Origin of the sequence: Clostridium sp. ATCC BAA-442 (assembly GCF_964239415.1) — a bacterium.
In the GTDB taxonomy this organism is placed as follows: domain Bacteria; phylum Bacillota; class Clostridia; order Oscillospirales; family Oscillospiraceae; genus Flavonifractor; species Flavonifractor plautii.
Genome location: NZ_CAXSQB010000019.1, coordinates 1 through 19,606 on the forward strand (window position 1 = coordinate 1; position 19,606 = coordinate 19,606).

A 19,606-nucleotide genomic window follows, 5' to 3' on the forward strand; every position below is an offset into this window, starting at 1 on the left:
GTCGTGGGCTCCTCCCGCGCCTGTGTCGACGCGGGCTGGATCTCCGCCGACCACCAGGTGGGCCAGACCGGCAAGACCGTGCACCCCCGCATCTATGTGGCCCTGGGCATCTCCGGCGCCATCCAGCACCTGGCTGGCATGCAGGACTCCGAGTGCATCATCGCGGTGAACAAGAACGAGTCCGCCCCCATCTTCGACGTGGCCTCCTACGGCATTTGCGGCGACCTCTACAAGGTCACCCCCATGCTCATCGAGGCCATCCGCGCCGCCAAGGCTGAGAAGTAAGACAGGAGGAAACTGATGTGGGTTTTGTAAAACTGGAGAAAAAGGGGCACATTGGCATTATAACCATTGACCGGCAGGAGGCCCTGAACGCCCTGAACACACAGGTTATTACCGATCTGGACGAGGTGCTGGATCAGGTGCTCGCCGACGAAGAGATCTACGTGTCTATTCTGACCGGCGCGGGCCGTTCCTTTGTGGCCGGAGCCGACATCGCCGAGATGAGGCAATTTTCTGCCATTGACGGAAAGCGCTTTGCCATTCACTGTGACAACGTGTTCCTGAAACTGGAGAACCTGTCCAAGCCCGTTATCGCCGCCATCAACGGCTTTGCCCTGGGCGGTGGCTGCGAGCTGTGCATGACCTGCGATATCCGGTTGGCCAGCGAGGCGGCCAAGTTCGGCCAGCCTGAGGTGGGCCTGGGTATCACCCCTGGTTCCGGCGGTACCCAGCGCCTGCCCCGCATCGTGGGCATCTCCAAGGCGATGGAGCTTATCCTCACCGGCAAGGTCATCAGTGCAGTGGAGGCCAAGGCTATCGGCCTGGTCAGCGAAGTTTATCCCGCCGAAGAGCTGATGGATAAAGCGATGGAGCTGGCCGACGCGATCTGTGCCAATGCCCAGATCGCTGTGTGCGAATCCAAGCGGTGCATCCGCATGGGTATGCAGACTGACATAACCACCGGTTCTGCCTTTGAGGCTGAGGCGTTTGGTGTTTGCTGCGGCACGGAGGACAAGAACGAGGGTATGGGTGCCTTTCTGGAGAAGCGCAGGGAGAAGAACTTCCACAATCGGTGAGCGCCCGGCGCGGGCTGGTAGCCTTGCATCCGCTCTCTGAGGCGGCTATAATAAAAAGCGCGGTGCGCCTGATAGTCCGGCGACCGTGTCCGCTCCGAAGGGCGTTTGCCGGCGGAGCTGGAGAAGCCTATTAAAGAGTAAGAGGAGAGCGCTATGGCACAGGAGCAGCACCGCACCACAGCACGGATTTTAGACATATTTGAACAGGTGTCCATTTCAGAAGAGGGGCTGACGCTCACAGCACTGGCCCAACGACTGAGTGCACCTAAGAGCAGCCTTTTTCCTATCGTACATACGATGGAAGAACGGCGCTATCTGATACAGGACTACGGCACCGGACGTTATCAGATTGGTCCCGGTGCCTTGATCCTGGGGGCATCTTTCTCCGCGCGTAAGGGTATGGAACCAGTTTTTGACGTCATGCGTCAGGTAGTAGCGGTCTGTCAGGAAACCTGTCAGTTCGGAATTCTGGACCGGGGCGAGGTGTTCTATGTGGCCAAGGAGGATTCTCCCCAGGCGATCCGCATGATTTCCCGGGTGGGAACTCGGCTTCCGGCCAATGCTACTGCATTGGGAAAGGCTTTGCTTAGCGGACATACCGACCAGGAGGTCAGAGGACTCTATCCCGAAGGCCTGCCTAAACTCAGTCAGCGCACCATTACTGACATGGACGAACTGCTGGATCAGCTCCGCGCTATCCGTGAGGGAGCGGTAGCTACCGAGTGGGAAGAGTCAACTGACCAGCTGGCCTGCTGGGCTGTCCCTCTGCGGAAAGACGGGCGAGTGTTTGCCGCCCTAAGCGTGTCGATCCCTGTCTTCCGCTGTGGGGAAGAAAAGATTGCCCAGGTGGCCCAGTGCCTGTGTACTGCTCAGAGCCAGATCGAGAAGCTGGCCGAGGTACACGACATCTGCTGATCCCTCCTGCATGGTTTTTGGAGAATGGAGGGCCGGAGGTCGGGCGTATCAGTGTGTAAAACTTGAATTTGCAAATAAGAATATGGATCTTATTTGGAAACATAAGGGCGCAAATAGGAATAAGGGAGAATAGGAGGGCGTATGGCTTGAAAACCATTACTGATCTTATCAAGAATGTATCCGTGCCAAAGATGGTCAAGATACGTGAGGTGTTTGACGACACCCATATCCCCGAAGCGGATATCGCATCCACTGTGACCCTGGAACTGTCCCGGGAGGCCCTGGGCGGCCAGATCAAGCCTGGCATGAAAATCGCCATTACCTGTGGTAGCCGGGGGATCCATCATTACGCTGTTATGGCTCGCGCTATGGTGGACTTTGTCAAGTCCAAGGAGGCTGAACCCTATATCGTCGCCGCGATGGGCAGCCACGGCGGCGCCACCGCCGAAGGCCAGACCCAGATTCTGGCCGACTACGGTATCACCGAAGAGGCGATGGGGTGTCCCATCAAGAGTTCCATGGAGACGGTACAGGTGGGGCTGTCCGGTGTGCGCGGACAGCCGGTTTATGTGGACAAGAACGCAGCCGAGGCCGACGGAATCCTGCTGTTCAACCGGATTAAGCCCCACACATCCTTCCGTGGCCGGTATGAGAGTGGCCTGATGAAGATGATGGCCATTGGCTTGGGCAAGCAGAAGGGCGCCGAGAGCCTCCATCACCAGAGTCCTGCCATTATGCATGAGTTGGTGGAGGAATACGGTCGCACCATTCTGGAAAATTGCCCTATTCTGGGCGGCATTGCTATTATTGAGAACGCTTATGATGATACATATCTGATTCAGGGTCTTACCGCTAGGGAGATCATTACGGAAGAGCCTAAGTTGCGGGACCTGTCCTACAAGACAATTGCCCATTTGCTCTTTGACAAGTGTGATGTGTTGGTGGTGGACAAGATCGGAAAGAACATCTCTGGCGACGGTATGGATCCCAATATCTCAGGTCGTTTTGTCCAGCCCAAGTACTGCTCTGGCGGCATTGAGGCGGAGAAAGTGGTCATCCTGGACCTGACCGACGAGACACACGGCAATGCCCAGGGCGTCGGTCTAGCGGAGGTCACCACCCGCCGCCTGTTTGACAAAATGAAGCTAGAGATGACGTATCCCACAGGCGTCACCAATACCTTCCTTCACCTGATGAAGATCCCCATGATTATGGACAACGATCGGGAGGCTATACAGTTGGCTCTGTGCTGCTGTCCCGAGGCGGAGGATGCGGATTGTATGAAGATGATCCGCATCCCAGACACCATGCACATTGAGTACATCGAGATTTCCGAGGGCCTGTTGCCCATAGCGAAGGCGAATCCTCAAATCGAGGTTCTCTCTGAGCCCTATGATCTGCCCTTTGATGAAAACGGAAACCTGTTCTGACCCACAGTAGAAAAAATCTGTACTTTGGAAAGAAGGAAATCTTGTGGCAAGTCCTGTAACGCTCATCGCGGCGCTGGTGGCCGCGATCGCGGTCATCCTCTTCTGTATCATCGTTCTGAAGCTTAACGCGGCCATCGGCATGGTGGTGGCCTGTATTCTGATGGGCCTGGCCGGCGGCCTGGACCTGCTCACCACTGCGACCACCATCTCTTCGGGATTCGGAAGCATGATGACCAGCATCGGTCTGCCGGTCGGCTTCGGCACCATTCTGGGCCAGCTGATGAGCGACAGCGGCGCCGCCTCTGTCATCGCCGATAAGCTGGTAGCGGCCTTCCCCGAGAAGCGGGCTATCTGGGGCCTGAGTCTGGCGGGCTTTATCCTGTCCGTGCCGGTGTTTTTTGACGTTACCTTCATCATCCTGATCCCCATCGGCATCACCATTGCCTCCAAGATCAACATGAAGATGTGCTATGTCACCGGCTGCCTGACCATTGGCGCGACCACCGCCCACTGCGTGGTGCCGCCCACGCCCAACCCCCTGGCTGCCGCCGACATCTTTGGCTTCGACCTGGGTATCATGCTGATCGTGGGCCTGGTCGTGGGCTTCATTACCGTGCTGGTGTCCGACTTCCTGTTCATCAAGATCCACGATATGGGCATCTGGAACGAGGCGAAGGACGTGAACCACAGCTCCAACGTCACCGCCGAGCTGGTGTCCGCTCGGAACAGCCAGCCCTCCGGCAAGAAGCAGCCATCTCTGTTCATCTCCCTGCTACCCATCATCATCCCTGTGGTGTGCATTCTCTTCGGCACCCTGGGCAGCGCTATGTTCGAGGAAGCGCCCGTGATCTGCAGCTTCCTGGGCGACAAGCTGATCGCCATGCTGCTGGGCACCCTGGGCGCTTACTTGGTGAGCCTGCCCTACATTGGCCGTGACCATCTGGAAGAGTCCGCCGGCGAGGCGCTCAAGAGCGCCGGCGTGGTGCTGCTGATCACCGGCGCGGGCGGCAGCTTTGCCTCCGTTATCACCGCCACCGGCATCGGCGACGCCATCGTGGGCCTGCTGGGCACCGATACCACCTCCGTGGTCCCCGCCATGTTCCTGGCCTACATCATCGGCATGATCTTCCGCGTGGCCCAGGGCTCCGGCACTGTGGCCGGCATGACCTCCATGGGCATCATGGCCACCATCGCCCCCGCTGTGGGCTGCCATCCTGTGTGGATCGCCCTGGCCTGCCTGTCCGGTGGCAACTCCATCGGCCACATCAACGACTCCGGCTTCTGGGTGGCCACCAACATGTCCGGCCTGACCATTACCGGCGGTCTGAAGACGTATACCCTGGGTTCGTTCCTCTCGTCCCTGTGCATCTTCGTGCTGGCGCTGATCGGCGCCCTCGTGATCCCGCTGTAAGGTCTCTCCCGCGGAAGCGGGGAAAGGAGTATATGTACCATGCGAAACGGAATGATCGTTGAACCGGCGGACAATGTGGTGATCGCCATTGAATCCATCGGAAAAGGCGAGACTGTGACCTATCTGTGCGCCGGTCAGGAGCAGAGCCTGACCGCCCTGGAGGATATCACCATTTATCACAAGCTGGCCGCCTGCGACATTGCCAAGGGCCAGCCCATCATCAAATACGGCGAGCACATCGGTCTGGCCGCCCGGGACATTCGCAAGGGCGAACATGTCCATGTCCACAACGTGGAGGGACACCGGGAAGACCTGGAAGCCAAGGCGTAAGGAGGAAGAAAAGATGACTTTTTACGGTTACCGGCGGCCCGACGGTCGTGTCGGCGTACGGAATAAAGTGCTGATCCTGCCTGCCAGCGTGTGTGCTTCCGATACGACGCGCATCATTGCCCAGCAGGTGATGGGAAGCGTGACCTTCAATAACCAGCTGGGATGTTCTCAGGTGGCTTCGGATCAGCAGTTGACCATGGACGTAATGGCGGGCTATGCCGCCAACCCCAATGTGTACGGCACAGTGGTGGTGTCCCTGGGGTGCGAGAACTGCCAGATGGATCTGGTGGTGAAGGCCATCCAGGAGCGGACCAACAAGCCGCTGAAGCAGGTAATCATCCAGGAGGTGGGCGGCACCCTGAAGGCGGTGGACATGGCGGTCCGCTATGCCAAGGAGATGGCCGCGGAGGCCTCTCTGCTGCAAAAAGAGGAATTCCCCATCTCTGAGCTGATCGTGGGTACGGAGTGCGGCGGTTCCGATCCCACCAGCGGCCTGGCCGCCAATGTGCTGATCGGCGAACTCAGCGACAGGCTGGTGGCCGCCGGAGGCACCTCGATCCTGTCCGAGACCACCGAGTTCATCGGCGCTGAGCATATCCTGGCGCGCCGCGCCGCCACACCCGAGGTCCACGACCGGATCTTTGAGATCGTTCACCGCTACGAGAAGGCGCTCCAACTGGTCGGGGAAGAGGTGCGGGAGGGCAATCCCTCTCCCGGCAACAAGGCCGGCGGCATCACCACGCTGGAAGAAAAGTCCCTGGGCTGTATCCACAAGGGCGGCCATACCCCCGTCATGGCGGTGTATGACTATGCCAAACAGGTGGAACCCAAGAGCGGCATGGTGATCATGGACACCCCAGGCAACGATCCCTCTTCCGTGGCCGCGATGGTGGCTGGCGGTGCCCAAGTGGTAGTGTTCTCCACCGGCCGGGGCACCCCCACAGGCAACCCCATTACCCCAGTGATCAAGATCACTGGCAACCGCCTGACCTTCGCCAAGATGGAGGACAACATAGATGTGGACGCCTCTCCCATCATCTACGGGGGCGATCTAAAGACCATGGGCGACGAGCTACTGAAGCTGGTGGCTGAGGTAGCCAGCGGCCGACAGACGAAAGCGGAGGCGCTTGGCTTTACTGAAATGGCGATCGCAAGGGTGTGCAACTTCGTGTAACCCGCTGCGGGCTGTGCCCGAGAGCGAAAGATCTTGGTAACTTCCGATAACAAAATATTTGGAGATGAACGATCCGATGAAAAAAAACTATGCCGTGATGGACGGCAACACTGCTGCGGCCCATGTGGCCTATGCGTTCACCGAGGTGGCCGCCATCTACCCGATCACACCATCTTCTCCCATGGCGGAGAAGGTGGACGAATGGGCCGAGAGGGGAAGGAAGAACCTCTTCGGCTCCACCGTGGATGTGATCCAGATGCAGTCTGAGGCCGGCGCCGCCGGTACCTGCCACGGTTCCCTTCAGGCCGGTGCTCTGACTACCACTTTCACATCTTCTCAGGGCCTGATGCTGATGATCCCCGCCATGTATGCCATGGGCGGTCAGTTTCTCCCCAGCGTCATCCACATCGCCTCCCGGGTGGTGACCTCCAACCACCACTCCATTTTCGGCGACCACACCGACTTTATGACCTGCCGCACCACCGGTTACGGCATGCTCATGTCTTCTTCTCCCCAGGAGGCCATGGATCTGGGTGCGGTTGCCCATCTGTCCGCCATCGGTGCCAAGTACGCCTTCATGCATTGCTTTGACGGCTTCCGCACCTCCCATGAGATGCAGCGGATCGAGGTGCTGGACTACGAAGATCTGCGCGGCCTGCTGAACCAGGAGGCGGTGAAGGAGTTCCGCCGCCACGCGCTCAACCCCGAGCATCCTACCAACCGGGGCAACAACGTCAACCCCGACATCTACTTTCAGTGCAAGGAGGGCGCCAACGTCAAGAGTGCCAGCGTGCCCGACACCGTCCAGTACTACATGGACAAGATCAACGCCATCACCGGCCGGGACTACAAGTTGTTCAACTACTACGGTGCCCACAACGCAGAAGAGGTCATTGTGGTGATGTGCTCCGCTTCCGAGGCCCTGAAGGAGACTGTGGATTATCTCAACGCTAACGGCCGCAAGGTGGGCATGGTGCAGATCCATCTGTTCCGTCCCTTCTCTGTGAAGCACTTCTCTGAAGCCATTCCAGCGACCTGCAAGAAGGTCGCTGTTCTGGACCGCAGCAAGGAAGTCGGCTCTGTGGGCGAGCCCCTCTATCTGGACGTGTGCGCCGCCCTCAACCAGGCTGGCCGCTCCGACATCCAGGTGGTGGGAGGCCGCTACGGTCTGTCCTCCAAGGACGTTACCCCCGGAATGCTGGCCGCTGTGTATGACAACCTGGACCAGGCCCAGCCCAAGAACAGCTTCACCATCGGCATCAATGACGATGTAACCCACACCTCTTTGGATTATAAGGAGATGGAGCTGCCACATCCCGGCATGGTCTCCTGCAAGCTGTGGGGCCTAGGGGGCGACGGCACCGTGGGCGCCAACAAGAATGCCATCAGCACCATCGGACTGGTAGCCAACAAATACGCTCAGGCCTATTTCTCCTATGACTCCATGAAGTCCGGTGGCTTGACGCAGTCCCACCTACGCTTCGGCGATCAGCCCATCCGCTCTACCTACTTGGTGTCTGCCGCTGACTTTGTGGCGGTTCATGCCCCCACCTATATCACCAAGTATGACACCACCGAGGATCTGAAGGAGGGCGGCACCTACCTGCTCAACTGCACATGGACACCTGAAGAGCTGGAGAACCGACTGCCCGCCAAGATGAAGCGGGACCTGGCCCGGAAGCACGCACAGTTCTATATCATTGACGCCTCCAAGCTGGCGGTACAGGTGGGCCTGGGTGCCAACCGGACCAACAGTATCCTACAGGCCGCTTTCTTCGCCCTCACCAAGGTCATTCCCCTGGAGGTGGCAGTGGAGGACATGAAGAAGAACAACTACAATTCCTACTTCAAGAAGGCCGGCCAGTCTATCGTGGACAAGAACAACTCCGCTGTAGACGTCGGCATTACCGCCGCGGTGAAGGTGGAGATCCCTGACGCCTGGGCCGATGCCGTGGACGCCCCCGCCGCTGAGATCGAGGCCACTCCTTTTGTCAAGGAGATCGTGTTGCCCATGGACCGTCAGCAGGGCGACAGGCTACCTGTGTCCGTGTTCCAGAAGCACGGTGTGCTGGACGGTACCTGGGAGAACGGTACCTCCGCCTATTCTAAGCGCGGCGTGGCCACGATGGTGCCCAAGTGGGACGGCAGTAAGTGTGCCCAGTGCAACCGCTGCGTGGCTACCTGCCCCCATGCGGCCATCCGTCCTGTACTGCTTACCGAGGAGGAAAAGGCCGGCGTGCCCGCTTCCTTCCACACTGTGCCCGCCAGGGGCCTGGGTAAGGGTGCCCCATCCTATTCCTACCGCATCCAAGTCTCTCCCTATGACTGCTTAGGTTGCGGTGTATGCCTGAAGGCTTGCCCTGTGGAGGATGCCCTCACCATGACCCCCTTCGAGGAAATGAAAGAGGAGCAGGTCAGCTTCGATCAGGTGGCCATGGACGAGCGCTACCTGAAGAAGGATGTCATCAACAGCAAGAACATGAAGTCCATCCAGTTTGCCAAGCCCTATTTCCAGTTCTCCGCCGCCTGCGCCGGCTGTGCCGAGACCACCTATATCAAGCTGGTCAGCCAGCTGGTGGGTGAGCGGATGTACATTGGCAACGCTGCCGGCTGTTCTTCCGCTTACAGCGGCGGTGCCCCCATCCTGCCCTACTGCAAGGATAACCGCGGCTTTGGTCCTGCCTGGGAGCATTCCCTGTTTGAGGACAATGCCGAGTTCGCCTTCGGCTTCTTCCACGCTCAGGATGCCATCCGCAAGGAGCTGCTCATCCGCATGGAGAGCCTGAAGGCAGCCGGTGTGGCTGTGGAGGCCATTGACAACTATGTGACCAACTGGGCGGACAAAGAGAAGTCCCGTAGCGTGTCCGACGCGCTGATCGCGGCTCTGGAGGCCGCCGGGAAAAGCGAGGATAGACAATACATCCTGGATAACAAGGAGTACCTGTCCAAGAAGTCCGTGTGGGCCATCGGCGGCGATGGCTGGGCCTACGACATCGGCTTCGGCGGCATCGATCACGTTATGTCCCAGAACCAGGACGTGAACCTGTTAGTGCTGGACACCGAGGTGTATTCTAATACCGGCGGGCAGTCTTCCAAGGCCACGCCCACTGCCGCTGTGGCTAAGTTCGCCTCCGGTGGCAAGCACATCGCCAAGAAGGACCTGGGTGCCATCCTGATGAACTATGGCTATGTCTACGTTGCTCAGGTTGCCATCGGCTACGACCAGGCCCAGACCCTCAAGGCCATCCGCGAGGCGGAGGAGTATCCCGGCCCCTCCATCATCATTGCCTACTGCCCCTGCCTGGAGCAGCACATCAAGGCTGGTATGAGTTGTACCCAGACCGAGATGAAGAAGGCTGTGGAGTGTGGTTACTGGCAGCTCTATCGCTACGATCCCCGCCGCATCACCGAGGGCAAGAACCCCTTCCAGCTGGATTCTCCTGAGCCAGATACCAGCAAACTGATGGATTACATGATGGGTGAGAACCGCTTTGCCTCTCTTAAGAACAACTTCCCAGACCGTGCCGATGCGCTGTATAAGAAGGCCATCGCCGATATCAAGGCCCGGTACAACAAGTACCGCCGCATGGCAGACGAGCAGAACTGAGTCCGCTGAACCCCCTTCTTTGCTGATCCGGTCCGAACCCATGCATGGATGTCCGGATAGATTCCCTTCAAATCCCTTTTCTTACGCGAAAAGTGGCCGCCCCCGGTTGCCCACTGACAGGGGCAACTTTATAGGTGTCTGAAGCCTCGGCAGATATTGCTTCGGCAGTATCTGCCGGGGTTTCTTTTTTGCTTCATGCACCTTTTGTGGTGGGCTGACCTTCCGGCTGGATAAGGTCCACATAGCCAATGTCGTTGTAGTGAATCGCCACCGTCTGTTGGGTGTGCTTGCTCCACTTTACGTCCTCGTAGACCACGATCTTTTGGATGATCAGCCGCAGCAGCTCCTGGATGTCGGTGTACCGCCTTACTATGGAGATAAAGTGGCCTGTATCGGACACCTGCTCCCGCAGCTTTTGGATGGCGGTCTCCTTCTCCGGGAGGGGCTTATTTAATATTTCCACCTCCTGGGTGTAGTTGCCGGAGAGTGTCTGGAACTGCTCCGCCGTGATCCGGCCTAGGATGCTGTCTTTGTAGAGACATTTGAAGATGCTGCCCAGTTCCTTGCTTATCTTCTTCATGGCGGTTAGATCCCGTTCCAGCCTGCGCACTTCTTTTCAGATCTCCGTGGACTGCCTGCTACCAATGTATGCGGCGTATGCGGCAAACTCCTGGGTGTGTTCCCTGGCCATGGCCGTCGTCCGCCGGAGGTTCTCCAGAGCCACGTCATCCAACACACACTCCCGGATATAAGGTGAGCGTCAAAAAAGGGCCGGATTGAAGAAGCAAAAAGGATATGGGAAAATACCATCATAGCGCGGAGAGGTCGAAAGTAGCCTCAACTTGGGTAGTGCTGTGACTTTCCTTAAAGCTACAGCACTTGCCCCAACTTGGATAGTGCCCCGACTTCCGGAAAGTAAGAGGCACGGCACTTATCCCCTCCGTAGAAGGGAAGGTGGCATGATGGAGAAAAGGAGCATCTGGGAAGTAAAGGAGAGTACCGGCTTGCTGAATGAGCGGGCCTGGTCCGGGAGTTCCAGCACAGTGGGCTGAATGTCATGACCTGGTGTGAGCAAGAAAGGGATCACAACGAATCAGTCCTATAAATGGCAACGGAAGGTATTTGAGGCACTGATGGAGCAGCAGGAGGCCCATATTCAAGGCACGGGGCTCAGGGAACCGAAAGTACAGTTTGCAGAATTGTCGTCTCCGGAAGAAGGTACGACTGCCCCGGATTGTTTGGCAGAGATGCCCACAGAAGCGGTACGTCGGGCAGCAGTAATTGCCACGCTGCGTGTGGGTAACGCTGAAATCGATATCTATGAAGGAGCCGATGCCACAGTAGTGGAGGCGCTGTGCAAGGTGGTGCGCCATGCTGAGTGACTTCACTGGAGCGGACCGGATATACCTGGCGGTGGGATACACAGATCTGCGGAAGGGTATTGAGCGGCTTGCTCCTCTGGTACGGCGGCAGTTTGAGCTGGATCCATTTACGAACACCTTGTTTTGTTCTGTGGGCGGCGAGGAGACCGACTGAAAGCGCTTTATTGGGAAAAAGACGGATTCCTGCTGCTATATAAACGACTGGAGGAGGGAAACTTCCATTGGCCGCGCAGCGGAGATGAGGTACGACAGCTGACTTGGCAGCAGTACTGTTGGTTGGTGGAAGGGCTGCAGATAGACCAGCCAAAGTCGCTGAAAGAGGTGGTTGCTCTAAGCGTGGTATAGAGGGAAAATTGTATCAACAATATCTGAAACGCCATCAAAACACTGGTATTTCAAGGTGTTTTATGGTATAATGGTTCATAATAAACGATTTGAAAACAGCAACAAGCAACACGGAAATGGTGACCATTTCGCGTGTGGAATATGACGCGCTGAGCCAGAAGAGCGAGGGGTATGCGGAGCTGAATCAGAAGTTGGAGTGGCTGATGGAACAGCTGCGGCTGGTGAAGAAAAAGACCTACGGCTCATCCTCTGAGCATACCCAAGAGGAGCTGATGGACCGGTTGAGCTTCGTCTTTAACGAGGCGGAGGCTTGGCAGGATGCGGAGAAAAAAGCGCGGGAGGCGACCACGGTGGCAGAGCATACCTGGGAAAAACGTTCGTCCCGGGTGGAAGAAGTGCTTCCGGAGGATGTGCCGGTTGAAGTAGTGGAGCACTATCCGGATGAGGCGGTACAGGTCTGCCCGGAGTGCGGCAGCCAGATGTCCGTGCTTGGCAAAGAGGTGCGGAGGAGTCTGGTGATGATCCCGGCCCAGGTGAAGATCCGGGAAGATGTATACTATGCTTATTCCTGCCAGCGCTGCAAAAAGGAGAGCACAGAAACCCCAGTTGTAAAGGAAAAAAAGAGCCCGGCCGTGATCCCTGGCAGCTATGCGTCCCCGGAGGCGATTGCCCGCATCACCCCCCAGGGGGCCCTCTCTTGCCGCTAATGCGGCAATTCGCCTTGTGGTACAGAAGTTTGTGATGGGCTCCCCGTTGTGCCGGCAGGAGCAGGAGTGGAACCGGGCCGGGGTAAAATTATCCCGGCAGACGATGAGTAACTGGATTTTGCGGGTAACGGAGGACTGGCTCCGGCCGGTATATGACCAGCTCCGCCAGGAATTGGTGGGGCGGGAGGTGCTGCACGCGGATGAGACCACCCTGCAGGTGTTGCGGAAGCCGGGGAAATCCGCCCAGTCCAAGAGTTACATGTGGCTTTACCGGACGGGGTGCGATGCCGAGCACCCCATTGTGCTGTATGAATACCAGCCGGACCGGAAAGCAGAGAATGCAGCGGCATTCTTGCAAGGCTTTGCCGGGTATCTGCACGCGGATGGCTACTCAGGGTACCACAAGCTGCCCGGTGGCATCCGGGTGGTTGGGGGCTGGGCCCACGCACGGCGGAAATTTGACGAGGCGGTGAACGCCCTGCCCAAGGGAGAACAGGCGGGATGCGCGGCCCTGGAGGGGCAGCAGTTCTGTAACCAGCTGTTCTCCATAGAGCGGGAAATCGCCGGTCTTCCATTTAAAGAACGATGTATCCAGCGGCAGAGCCGGGCAAAGCAGGTTCTGGACGCTCTGTTGTCATGGGCAGAACGCAGTAAGTCACCGCCAAAGTCTGCTTTGGGGAAGGATGTGTACTATTTGAAAGCGCAGTGGCCGCACCTGATCCGTTATCTGGAGGACGGGCGGCTGGAGCTGAGCGACAACCGGGCCGAACGCAGCATAAAGCCCTTTGTAATGGACCGGAAGAACTTCTTGTTTGCCAACACCCCAAATGGGGCGCAGGGCAGGAGGTGATTTTCAGCCTGATTGAAACTGCCAAAGAAAATGGGCTTGATCCATACCGCTATTTGGTTTATATAATGAGCAATGCGCCGGTGCTGACGGAAGCAGATGATGATTGGGCCGCTAAGCTGCTGCCGGAATGGGCACCGGAGCGGTGCCGCACGTATCTATCTTGTGTGTGATATAATTTTCATGGATCTGCTGCACAGCAGATCCATTTTTATTGCCGGCCCGGCTCTGCAGTTGATTTGGCATATTGACAAATTTTTCCTTTTTCATGACCCGCCAGAATTGGCGGGAACAACTAATAACGATTCCTGTAAAATAAGTCTGGATATTCATTCCGGATGTTTTTAGGAGGAATTAGCTATGAAAAAAAAGGAAGTAATTGTGCGAGTAGGCGGTACACATCCCTCAATACCTTTTCAGCGTTTAAGAGTGAAAGCAGGCCTTACACAAGAGAAAGCTGCCGAGAAACTATCTTGTGGTACCCGTACCCTCCAAAGATATGAGGCAGGTGAAAAAGAGCCACCCCTGAAAATACTGAGAAAAATGCTCACCTGTTACAACTGCGAAATAGGCGATTTGATCCCCCTGGCTAACAGTTTGGACGAAATAGATTCCGAGGAGCGTGTGTGACAATGGACGAGAAACTGACCCGTCTGCTATACAACCTGGGACTCTCGGCCAATTATTCTGGGTTCCACTATATTACCACAGCAGTTAAAATTGCCGCCGCTGAACCGCTATCTCTTACCATGGTAACAAAATGGCTCTACCCCCAGGTTGCAAAGCACTGTCGGACAAGCTGGAGAGCTGTTGAGAAAAATATCCGCACCGCGCTTAAAATTATTTGGATGAGAAATGCATCTGGACTACAGAAATTATCTGGTTTTGCATTGGACTCCAAACCATCTGCCTCTCAGTTTATCTCCTTGCTTGTCTATCTTATCCAATTTACAGAATAATACCTTTTAGCTCATAGCGCCAGCCCGAGATGCGGGCTGGCGCTATTGCCATTTGGCGTTTACTTACAAATAAAAAATGGTGGGCTCATGATGAACCTATTTTCTTACATAATAGGGGATATCTTCCGATGTGGGTGTCGCATGGGATGCCTGTGTACTGGAGAAAATCGCCGCATAGATGGCTGCAAAATGATTCGCCCAATGGTAAGATACTCGAACTTAGGACAGGAGGTGTAGAGATGCTGGAATGGGTGTCTATGCGGGTGGCGATCGTGTTCTGGGCGGACGCGCTGGAACAGCGGGGATATTCCGTGAAATATACAAAGTGTGGTGCCCAGTAGACCTTTGAACAAGATGGCTTATGCAGCACAGAAGATCGTGGCGGTCTGACGGCCCATGGCCAGGGATTAGATCGCTTTCATCAGGTAAAGGGGGAGCAGCATGGTATCTTCTTATCTGGCTCACATTTCAGCCCAAGGAGAGACACAATAATTCTTTGTCGCTCCCCACACGAGGAGCGTAGATTGAAATACTCACTCGCGTACTTATAAAACAAGGACAGCGTTGCTTCCCCAGTAATCACTCCCTGCAGATGAAGCGTAGATCAAAAGTACTTGGCAAGGGTGTGTGACTTAACAAAACATCAGGGAAATAGGATGCACCTACAAAATTTGCAGGTGCATCCTATGCTGATACACTAAATCGGCTTTGTTGTCCTTCTGATGGGTCACCCTCAGGCAGTCGCTTTTTGTGTTTCTTGATAGATCCTTGATAGAGCCCGGTTAGCACAGGCCGAAGCGCTTCATTTGACGCCAGAGGGTAGTGGGATGTATGCCCAGGTAGCGCGCGGTGGCCTGGCGGTTACCATGGTGGAGCAGTAGGGCCTGCTCCAGCCGGGCGCGGGCATCTGAACGAATGACATCAGGGCTAGGAGCAGAGGTATGATCCGCCAGGCGGGGGAGCGCCATGTAGATATCCGCCGGGGCGGCGGTGGAGTGTTTGCACAGGATGCACAGCCGCTCACAAAAGTTGATGACCTCCCGGATGTTTCCAGGCCAGGGGTATGCGGTCAGTAACTTCATCCCGTCGGGGGAGATGTCAGTCAGGACGCAAGCATGCTTTTCCCGCTCCAGATCCAGAAAATATTCCAGCAGACGGGGGATATCCTGCTTCCGTTGGCGGAGGGGGGGCAGCTCCAGTTCCAGCACGTCCAGCCGGTAGAACAGATCCTCGCGGAACGCACCTTGCTGCACCTCAGAGGACAGATCTTTATTGGTGGCAGTGATAACCCGTACATCCACTGGGATCACCGTGTCGCCACCTACGCGGATGATCTCGTGTTCCTGGAGCACCCGGAGCAGCTGCCCCTGGAGCTTGGGAGAGATATCGCCGATCTCATCCAGAAAAAGGGTGCCCCTGTGTGCGATCTCAAAGAAGCCTGCCTTGCCGCCCTTCATAGCTCCGGTAAAAGCCCCTTCCACATGGCCAAATAGTTCGCTTTCCAAAATGTTGTCGGGCAGCGCGGCGCAGTTGATGGCTACGAAGGGGCCGTTTCGCCGGGGACTGGTGTTGTGGATGGACTGGGCGAAAAGCTCCTTTCCTGTGCCAGTCTCGCCCCGGATCAGAATATTGGCCTCCGCCGTGCTGAACTCCTTTGCGATCCTTATGGTCTGTTCCAGGGCGGAACTAGTGCGGCGAATATCCTGAAAGGTATGTTTGGCTACAAAGCCCTGCCGGTGCGCACGGGCCCGAATGGCCCCCTCCTCCCGCAGGATCTTTTCCACGCTCTGGAAGGTAATGACGCATCGGGGCCCTTCTTCCCCCCCGACCGACACGCAGTTCAGCATGTAGTCCTGCCCGCCGCAGGAAAAGAGCTGGGCCTGGACGGCCTGCCTCTGGTCCAGAAGGGTACGGTAGGGCAGATCAGGAAAAAACTCAGTGACCAGCCGCCCCTTCAGCGGCCCCTTCCCGGCACCGAGCCGTTCCAGAGCATAGCGGTTGGACATCTCCACCTGTCCCAGGTGATCGGTCAGCAGGACACCCTGGAAGGAAGAATTGAGGATGGTGTTCAGTGTTTGAGCCCGTTCCCGCTCAAATTGTGCGGCGCGAAGCATGCTGGCGGCGCTGGTGATGGCGGCGTCGATGCTCCCCCAACCTGACTCGATCAGTACGCAGGGCAAGCCGTACTGGTGCGCCAGATCACAGGTGGAGGATCCGCCGACCAAGGTCTGTGCTCCGTCCGCCACGGCGGCGCGGATGGTCTGCTCTAGCCGTGTCTCGTCCAGGATCGGGTAGGCGCGGATGTCTCTGCCACTGAAAATGCTGGATATAGTCTCGGCACCATCCAGCAGGTTCTGTGCTCCGATCAGAGCGATTCGGGTGCCGGGCCAGCCCTTGACAGCACGGTCGATGGCTTGCACCACGTCGTAGCCGCTAACGCTCAGCTCCACTCCGGGAATGTTCAGCCGTTTCATGGTGCGGGCCGTGAACCCGCGGGCGATGACCGCGTCGGCATGGATATGTTCCAGCTGGTTGTTGTATCGGTCCAGGATGATCTCATAGAACAGTTCGTCACAGTCCGGCCTAGCCAGAAAGACCTGCTCAATCAGGGGGATGCTGGATGAGTAGGGTGCTAAAAACACGATATGATACATGGCCCGTCCTCCTTGCTGTCACGATAGTATAGCATGGAGCAGAGAGAATTGCAAATATGCGATTATACAATGCAATGCGCAATGCAATGCGCTAGACTTTAGCTAGAAATATTTAGAAATTATGAAATACAACTGGAAAGCTAATTGGAACTTTGCCAAAAGACGCTAACAAGAATTTGGATAGATCGATGAAAAGATTTGGGCAAAACCGCCGATAAAAAGTTGGTATAGATATTGCTTTATATCTTGTACCGGCTGATCCCAGATCGTCTCGGCGGACGGGCGGCAGAAACAAAAGAGATAAAAGGAGAACAAGAGCATGAGCATGAGTATCTTAGGAAATGTACCCATTTTACGTACCATGCGGAAATTCCCCGCGGGAGTCATGGTGATCCCCCTGCTGGCCGGCTGTCTGGTCAATACTTTTTTCCCGGACCTCCTGACCATCGGCGGCTTTACCACCGGCCTGTTCAAGGGGGGGATTCAGACCCTGATCGGATTGTTCCTGTTCTGCAGCGGCGCGACCATAGATGTAAAGATGGCCGGCCGCACCATCTATGTGGGCGTGGTACTCACCTGCCTGAAGTTTTTCCTGGGTTTCGGCCTGGGCCTGCTGGTGCGGTCTGTCTTCGGCGAGGCCGGGCTGCTGGGCCTGAGCTCCTTGGCCATCATCGGCGCGGTGACCAACTCCAACGGCGTCATCTATGCCACCTTGGCCAATGAGTACGGTGAAGAGAGTGATGTGGGCGCCACCTCGATCCTGGCGCTCAACGATGGCCCCTTCTTTACCATGATCGCCCTGGGTGCTTCCGGCCTGGGTACCTTTCCGGTGAAGGACATGATCTCCTGCATGGTACCCATGATCCTGGGCTTCATCGTGGGTAACCTGGACCATGAGTGGCGGAAGATCCTGGCCCCCGGCATGGTGCTGCTGCCCCCCTTCAACGGCTTCACCCTGGGTGCCGGCATGAATCTGTTCAACATTGCCAAGGCCGGCCTGTCCGGCATCGTGCTGGGCCTGATGACCCTGGTGGTCACCGGTCTGATCTCCTTCGTCATTTACAGCCTGCTGCGCCGCCGGCCCGATCCGATGGGCGCGGCCATCGGCACCACTGCCGGAGTGGCGGCCAGTACGCCGGCGGCTATTGCCGCTTCCGACCCCAGCTTTGAGGGGCAGGTGGAGACTGCCTCGGCGCAGATCGCCGCCAGCGTGGTGCTCACCGCGATCCTCTGCCCGCTGATGGTCTCTTTCCTGACCAAGTGGAGCGACAAGTGGTTCGAGAAGCGCGGCAAGAAGCGGAGGCCCGACCATACGGAAGCGGCACCCCCGGAGAAGAAGAGCTGAACAGCCTAACGAATTTGAAGAAAGCGTGAGAATAGCATGAAACAGATCATTACCGCCAGGCGGGTGCTCAGAGGCGAACAGCTGGAGCCACTGGACAACGGTGCAATTGTGATAGATGAGGGGACCATCGTCAAGGTCCTGCCCGTGAGAGAACTTACCAACGCGGACCGGGCCGGAGCGCAGATGGTGGAGCTTTCGGAGGAAACGGTCCTCCCGGGCATGATCGAGTGTCACGACCACCTGAGCATTGACGCAAGAAAGGTGAACCACCTGGAGACCCTGGCTACAGCCAGCGAGTGCAAGCTCACTCTGCTGGCAGAGGAGGGACTGATGGACGACCTGCTCTCAGGCGTTACCACCGTGCGCTGCATGGGCGAGAAGTACGACTTGGACCTGAAGCTGAAAAAGGAGATCGAGGCGGGCAACGTGATCGGTCCTGATATCCTGCCCGCCGGGGTGGGTATGAAAGGTTCCAACGGGAGCGGTTACATCGGGATGCCGCACTGCGGTGTGGAGGAGTTCCGCCGCACTGCCCGGGCCAATGTGGCCAAGGGCGTCAGTCTGCTGAAGATATTTACAACGCCCGGCGTGTTTAATGTCAACTTGGGCTTCGTGCCCTCCTTCCTCTCCGCCCAGGAGATCCGCACGGTGGTAGAGGAAGGTGCCCGGCTCCACCTGTCCGTGGCCGCCCACTGCATCGGCGGTCAGGCGCTGCGTGACTGTGTGGAACAGGGGGTGGCCGTCATCGAGCACGCCTACTGCGCTACCCGGGAGGACATCGAACTGCTCAAGGCCCACCCCGAGTGCTGGGTGGACCTGACCACTGGCATCTATCTGGACCCTGAGAGGGAGCCCTATCTCTCTGCGACCGGGGCGGCCAGCGTCCGGGCCGGTCGGGAGATCGTCCGCCAGTGTGTGGGCGAGCTGATCCGGGCCGGTGTCCACTTCACGCTGGGCACCGACGCAAACCACGGACTGCTGTGGAAAGAGGTGGTGTACGCTGTGGAGCTGGGGGCCAGCAAGCTGGACGCCCTGAAGGGCATCACCGTCAACGCCGCCTATATCTCCGGGCTGTCGGGGAAGAAGGGGATCCTCGCCGAGGGCGCGGACGCGGACCTCATTGCTGTTTCCGGAGACCCGTTGGAGGATCCCGCCGTTCTGGCGCAGGTGCCCTTTGTGATGAAAAAAGGTGTTATTTATAAGGAGGGCGGCCAAGCAAAGCCCGGTTGTCGTACATCTATGGTCAAACTGTAACGTTCCCAGCAGTCGAGTGAAACAGAATAGAAACTGTTTGAAACAAATAAGTTCATATATTGCACACCGTTGTTTCGCTGAATAAGAGGAGTGGCCGCACTGCGGTGTCAGTCCCGACAGGAGTCTGTGCAAATCGCACAAAGGAAGAGCGCGAGATCGTGAGAAAT

Annotated in this window: 18 protein-coding genes and 2 pseudogenes; 18 read left to right on the top strand and 2 right to left on the bottom strand. The window is 57.1% G+C overall.

Translation table 11 applies throughout. From position 1 onward, the window contains the following. From ACESY8_RS09735 to nifJ, 9 genes and pseudogenes are all read left to right on the top strand, one after another. A partial coding sequence (locus ACESY8_RS09735) for an electron transfer flavoprotein subunit alpha/FixB family protein (protein ID WP_498794722.1) occupies positions 1–285 on the top strand: 285 nt, incomplete at its 5' end. A 17-nt stretch (positions 286–302) separates the two neighbouring features. Continuing rightward, positions 303–1,079 carry an enoyl-CoA hydratase-related protein gene (locus ACESY8_RS09740; RefSeq protein WP_054339149.1) on the top strand — a complete coding sequence of 259 codons (777 nt, stop codon included), beginning with the start codon at positions 303–305 and terminating at the stop codon, positions 1,077–1,079. Between the two features lie 153 nt (positions 1,080–1,232). Continuing rightward, positions 1,233–1,394 (top strand): annotated as a pseudogene (locus ACESY8_RS09745) (helix-turn-helix domain-containing protein); the annotation flags it as partial. Positions 1,395–1,499: 105 nt separating this feature from the next. Beyond that, positions 1,500–1,994, top strand: coding sequence for an IclR family transcriptional regulator (locus ACESY8_RS09750; protein ID WP_498794724.1), 495 nt, complete (start codon positions 1,500–1,502; stop codon positions 1,992–1,994). Positions 1,995–2,140: 146 nt separating this feature from the next. After that, complete coding sequence (locus ACESY8_RS09755; RefSeq protein WP_087360801.1) at positions 2,141–3,424, top strand: nickel pincer cofactor-dependent isomerase, group 22; 1,284 nt, start codon at positions 2,141–2,143, stop codon at positions 3,422–3,424. Between the two features lie 43 nt (positions 3,425–3,467). Next, positions 3,468–4,835, top strand: coding sequence for a GntP family permease (locus ACESY8_RS09760; protein ID WP_054339151.1), 1,368 nt, complete (start codon positions 3,468–3,470; stop codon positions 4,833–4,835). A 39-nt stretch (positions 4,836–4,874) separates the two neighbouring features. Continuing rightward, positions 4,875–5,165, top strand: coding sequence for a UxaA family hydrolase (locus tag ACESY8_RS09765; RefSeq protein WP_054339152.1), 291 nt, complete (start codon positions 4,875–4,877; stop codon positions 5,163–5,165). A 13-nt stretch (positions 5,166–5,178) separates the two neighbouring features. Next, entirely contained in the window at positions 5,179–6,339 is a 1,161-nt protein-coding gene (locus ACESY8_RS09770; RefSeq protein ID WP_054339153.1) for a UxaA family hydrolase, read from the top strand. 76 nt (positions 6,340–6,415) lie between these two features. Further along, a complete protein-coding gene (gene nifJ / locus ACESY8_RS09775) occupies positions 6,416–9,946 on the top strand; it encodes a pyruvate:ferredoxin (flavodoxin) oxidoreductase (protein ID WP_087360797.1) in 3,531 nt (1,176 codons plus the stop codon). Between the two features lie 193 nt (positions 9,947–10,139). Here the strand turns inward: nifJ and ACESY8_RS09780 are convergent, their stop codons facing one another. Next, positions 10,140–10,526 (bottom strand): DUF4368 domain-containing protein, encoded by a 387-nt coding sequence (locus ACESY8_RS09780; protein WP_152970511.1) that lies wholly within the window; start codon positions 10,524–10,526, stop codon positions 10,140–10,142. 553 nt (positions 10,527–11,079) lie between these two features. Here ACESY8_RS09780 and ACESY8_RS09785 point away from each other — a divergent pair. The 7 genes and pseudogenes from ACESY8_RS09785 (at position 11,080) to ACESY8_RS09815 (ending at position 14,186) form a co-directional block, all read left to right on the top strand. Beyond that, entirely contained in the window at positions 11,080–11,328 is a 249-nt protein-coding gene (locus ACESY8_RS09785; RefSeq protein WP_140402481.1) for a hypothetical protein, read from the top strand. Next, a pseudogene (tnpB, locus tag ACESY8_RS09790) lies at positions 11,318–11,673 on the top strand (IS66 family insertion sequence element accessory protein TnpB). The gene ACESY8_RS09785 and the pseudogene tnpB overlap by 11 nt, the downstream one beginning before the upstream one ends. A 116-nt stretch (positions 11,674–11,789) precedes the next feature. After that, on the top strand, positions 11,790–12,380 hold the full coding sequence (locus ACESY8_RS09795; RefSeq protein WP_242957320.1) for an IS66 family transposase zinc-finger binding domain-containing protein: 591 nt from the start codon (positions 11,790–11,792) through the stop codon (positions 12,378–12,380). Positions 12,381–12,396: 16 nt separating this feature from the next. Beyond that, entirely contained in the window at positions 12,397–13,230 is an 834-nt protein-coding gene (tnpC, locus tag ACESY8_RS09800; RefSeq protein WP_338154766.1) for an IS66 family transposase, read from the top strand. Then, complete coding sequence (locus ACESY8_RS09805) at positions 13,227–13,400, top strand: transposase domain-containing protein (RefSeq protein WP_082382920.1); 174 nt, start codon at positions 13,227–13,229, stop codon at positions 13,398–13,400. The genes tnpC and ACESY8_RS09805 overlap by 4 nt, the downstream gene beginning before the upstream one ends. A 187-nt stretch (positions 13,401–13,587) precedes the next feature. Beyond that, positions 13,588–13,857: a helix-turn-helix domain-containing protein gene (locus ACESY8_RS09810; protein WP_087360795.1), complete on the top strand. Its 270-nt coding sequence runs from the start codon at positions 13,588–13,590 to the stop codon at positions 13,855–13,857. Positions 13,858–13,859: 2 nt separating this feature from the next. Further along, a complete protein-coding gene (locus ACESY8_RS09815; RefSeq protein WP_082382922.1) occupies positions 13,860–14,186 on the top strand; it encodes a sporulation initiation factor Spo0A C-terminal domain-containing protein in 327 nt (108 codons plus the stop codon). A gap of 782 nt (positions 14,187–14,968) precedes the next feature. Here ACESY8_RS09815 and ACESY8_RS09820 read toward each other — a convergent pair. Next, positions 14,969–16,840, bottom strand: coding sequence for a sigma-54-dependent Fis family transcriptional regulator (locus ACESY8_RS09820; RefSeq protein WP_054339157.1), 1,872 nt, complete (start codon positions 16,838–16,840; stop codon positions 14,969–14,971). A 319-nt stretch (positions 16,841–17,159) separates the two neighbouring features. On the opposite strand from ACESY8_RS09820, the gene ACESY8_RS09825 reads away from it, so the two are divergent. After that, a complete protein-coding gene (locus ACESY8_RS09825; RefSeq protein ID WP_054339158.1) occupies positions 17,160–18,185 on the top strand; it encodes a 2-keto-3-deoxygluconate permease in 1,026 nt (341 codons plus the stop codon). A 36-nt stretch (positions 18,186–18,221) separates the two neighbouring features. Further along, positions 18,222–19,439, top strand: coding sequence for an amidohydrolase family protein (locus ACESY8_RS09830; RefSeq protein WP_087360792.1), 1,218 nt, complete (start codon positions 18,222–18,224; stop codon positions 19,437–19,439). The last annotated feature ends 167 nt before the right edge of the window (positions 19,440–19,606 follow it).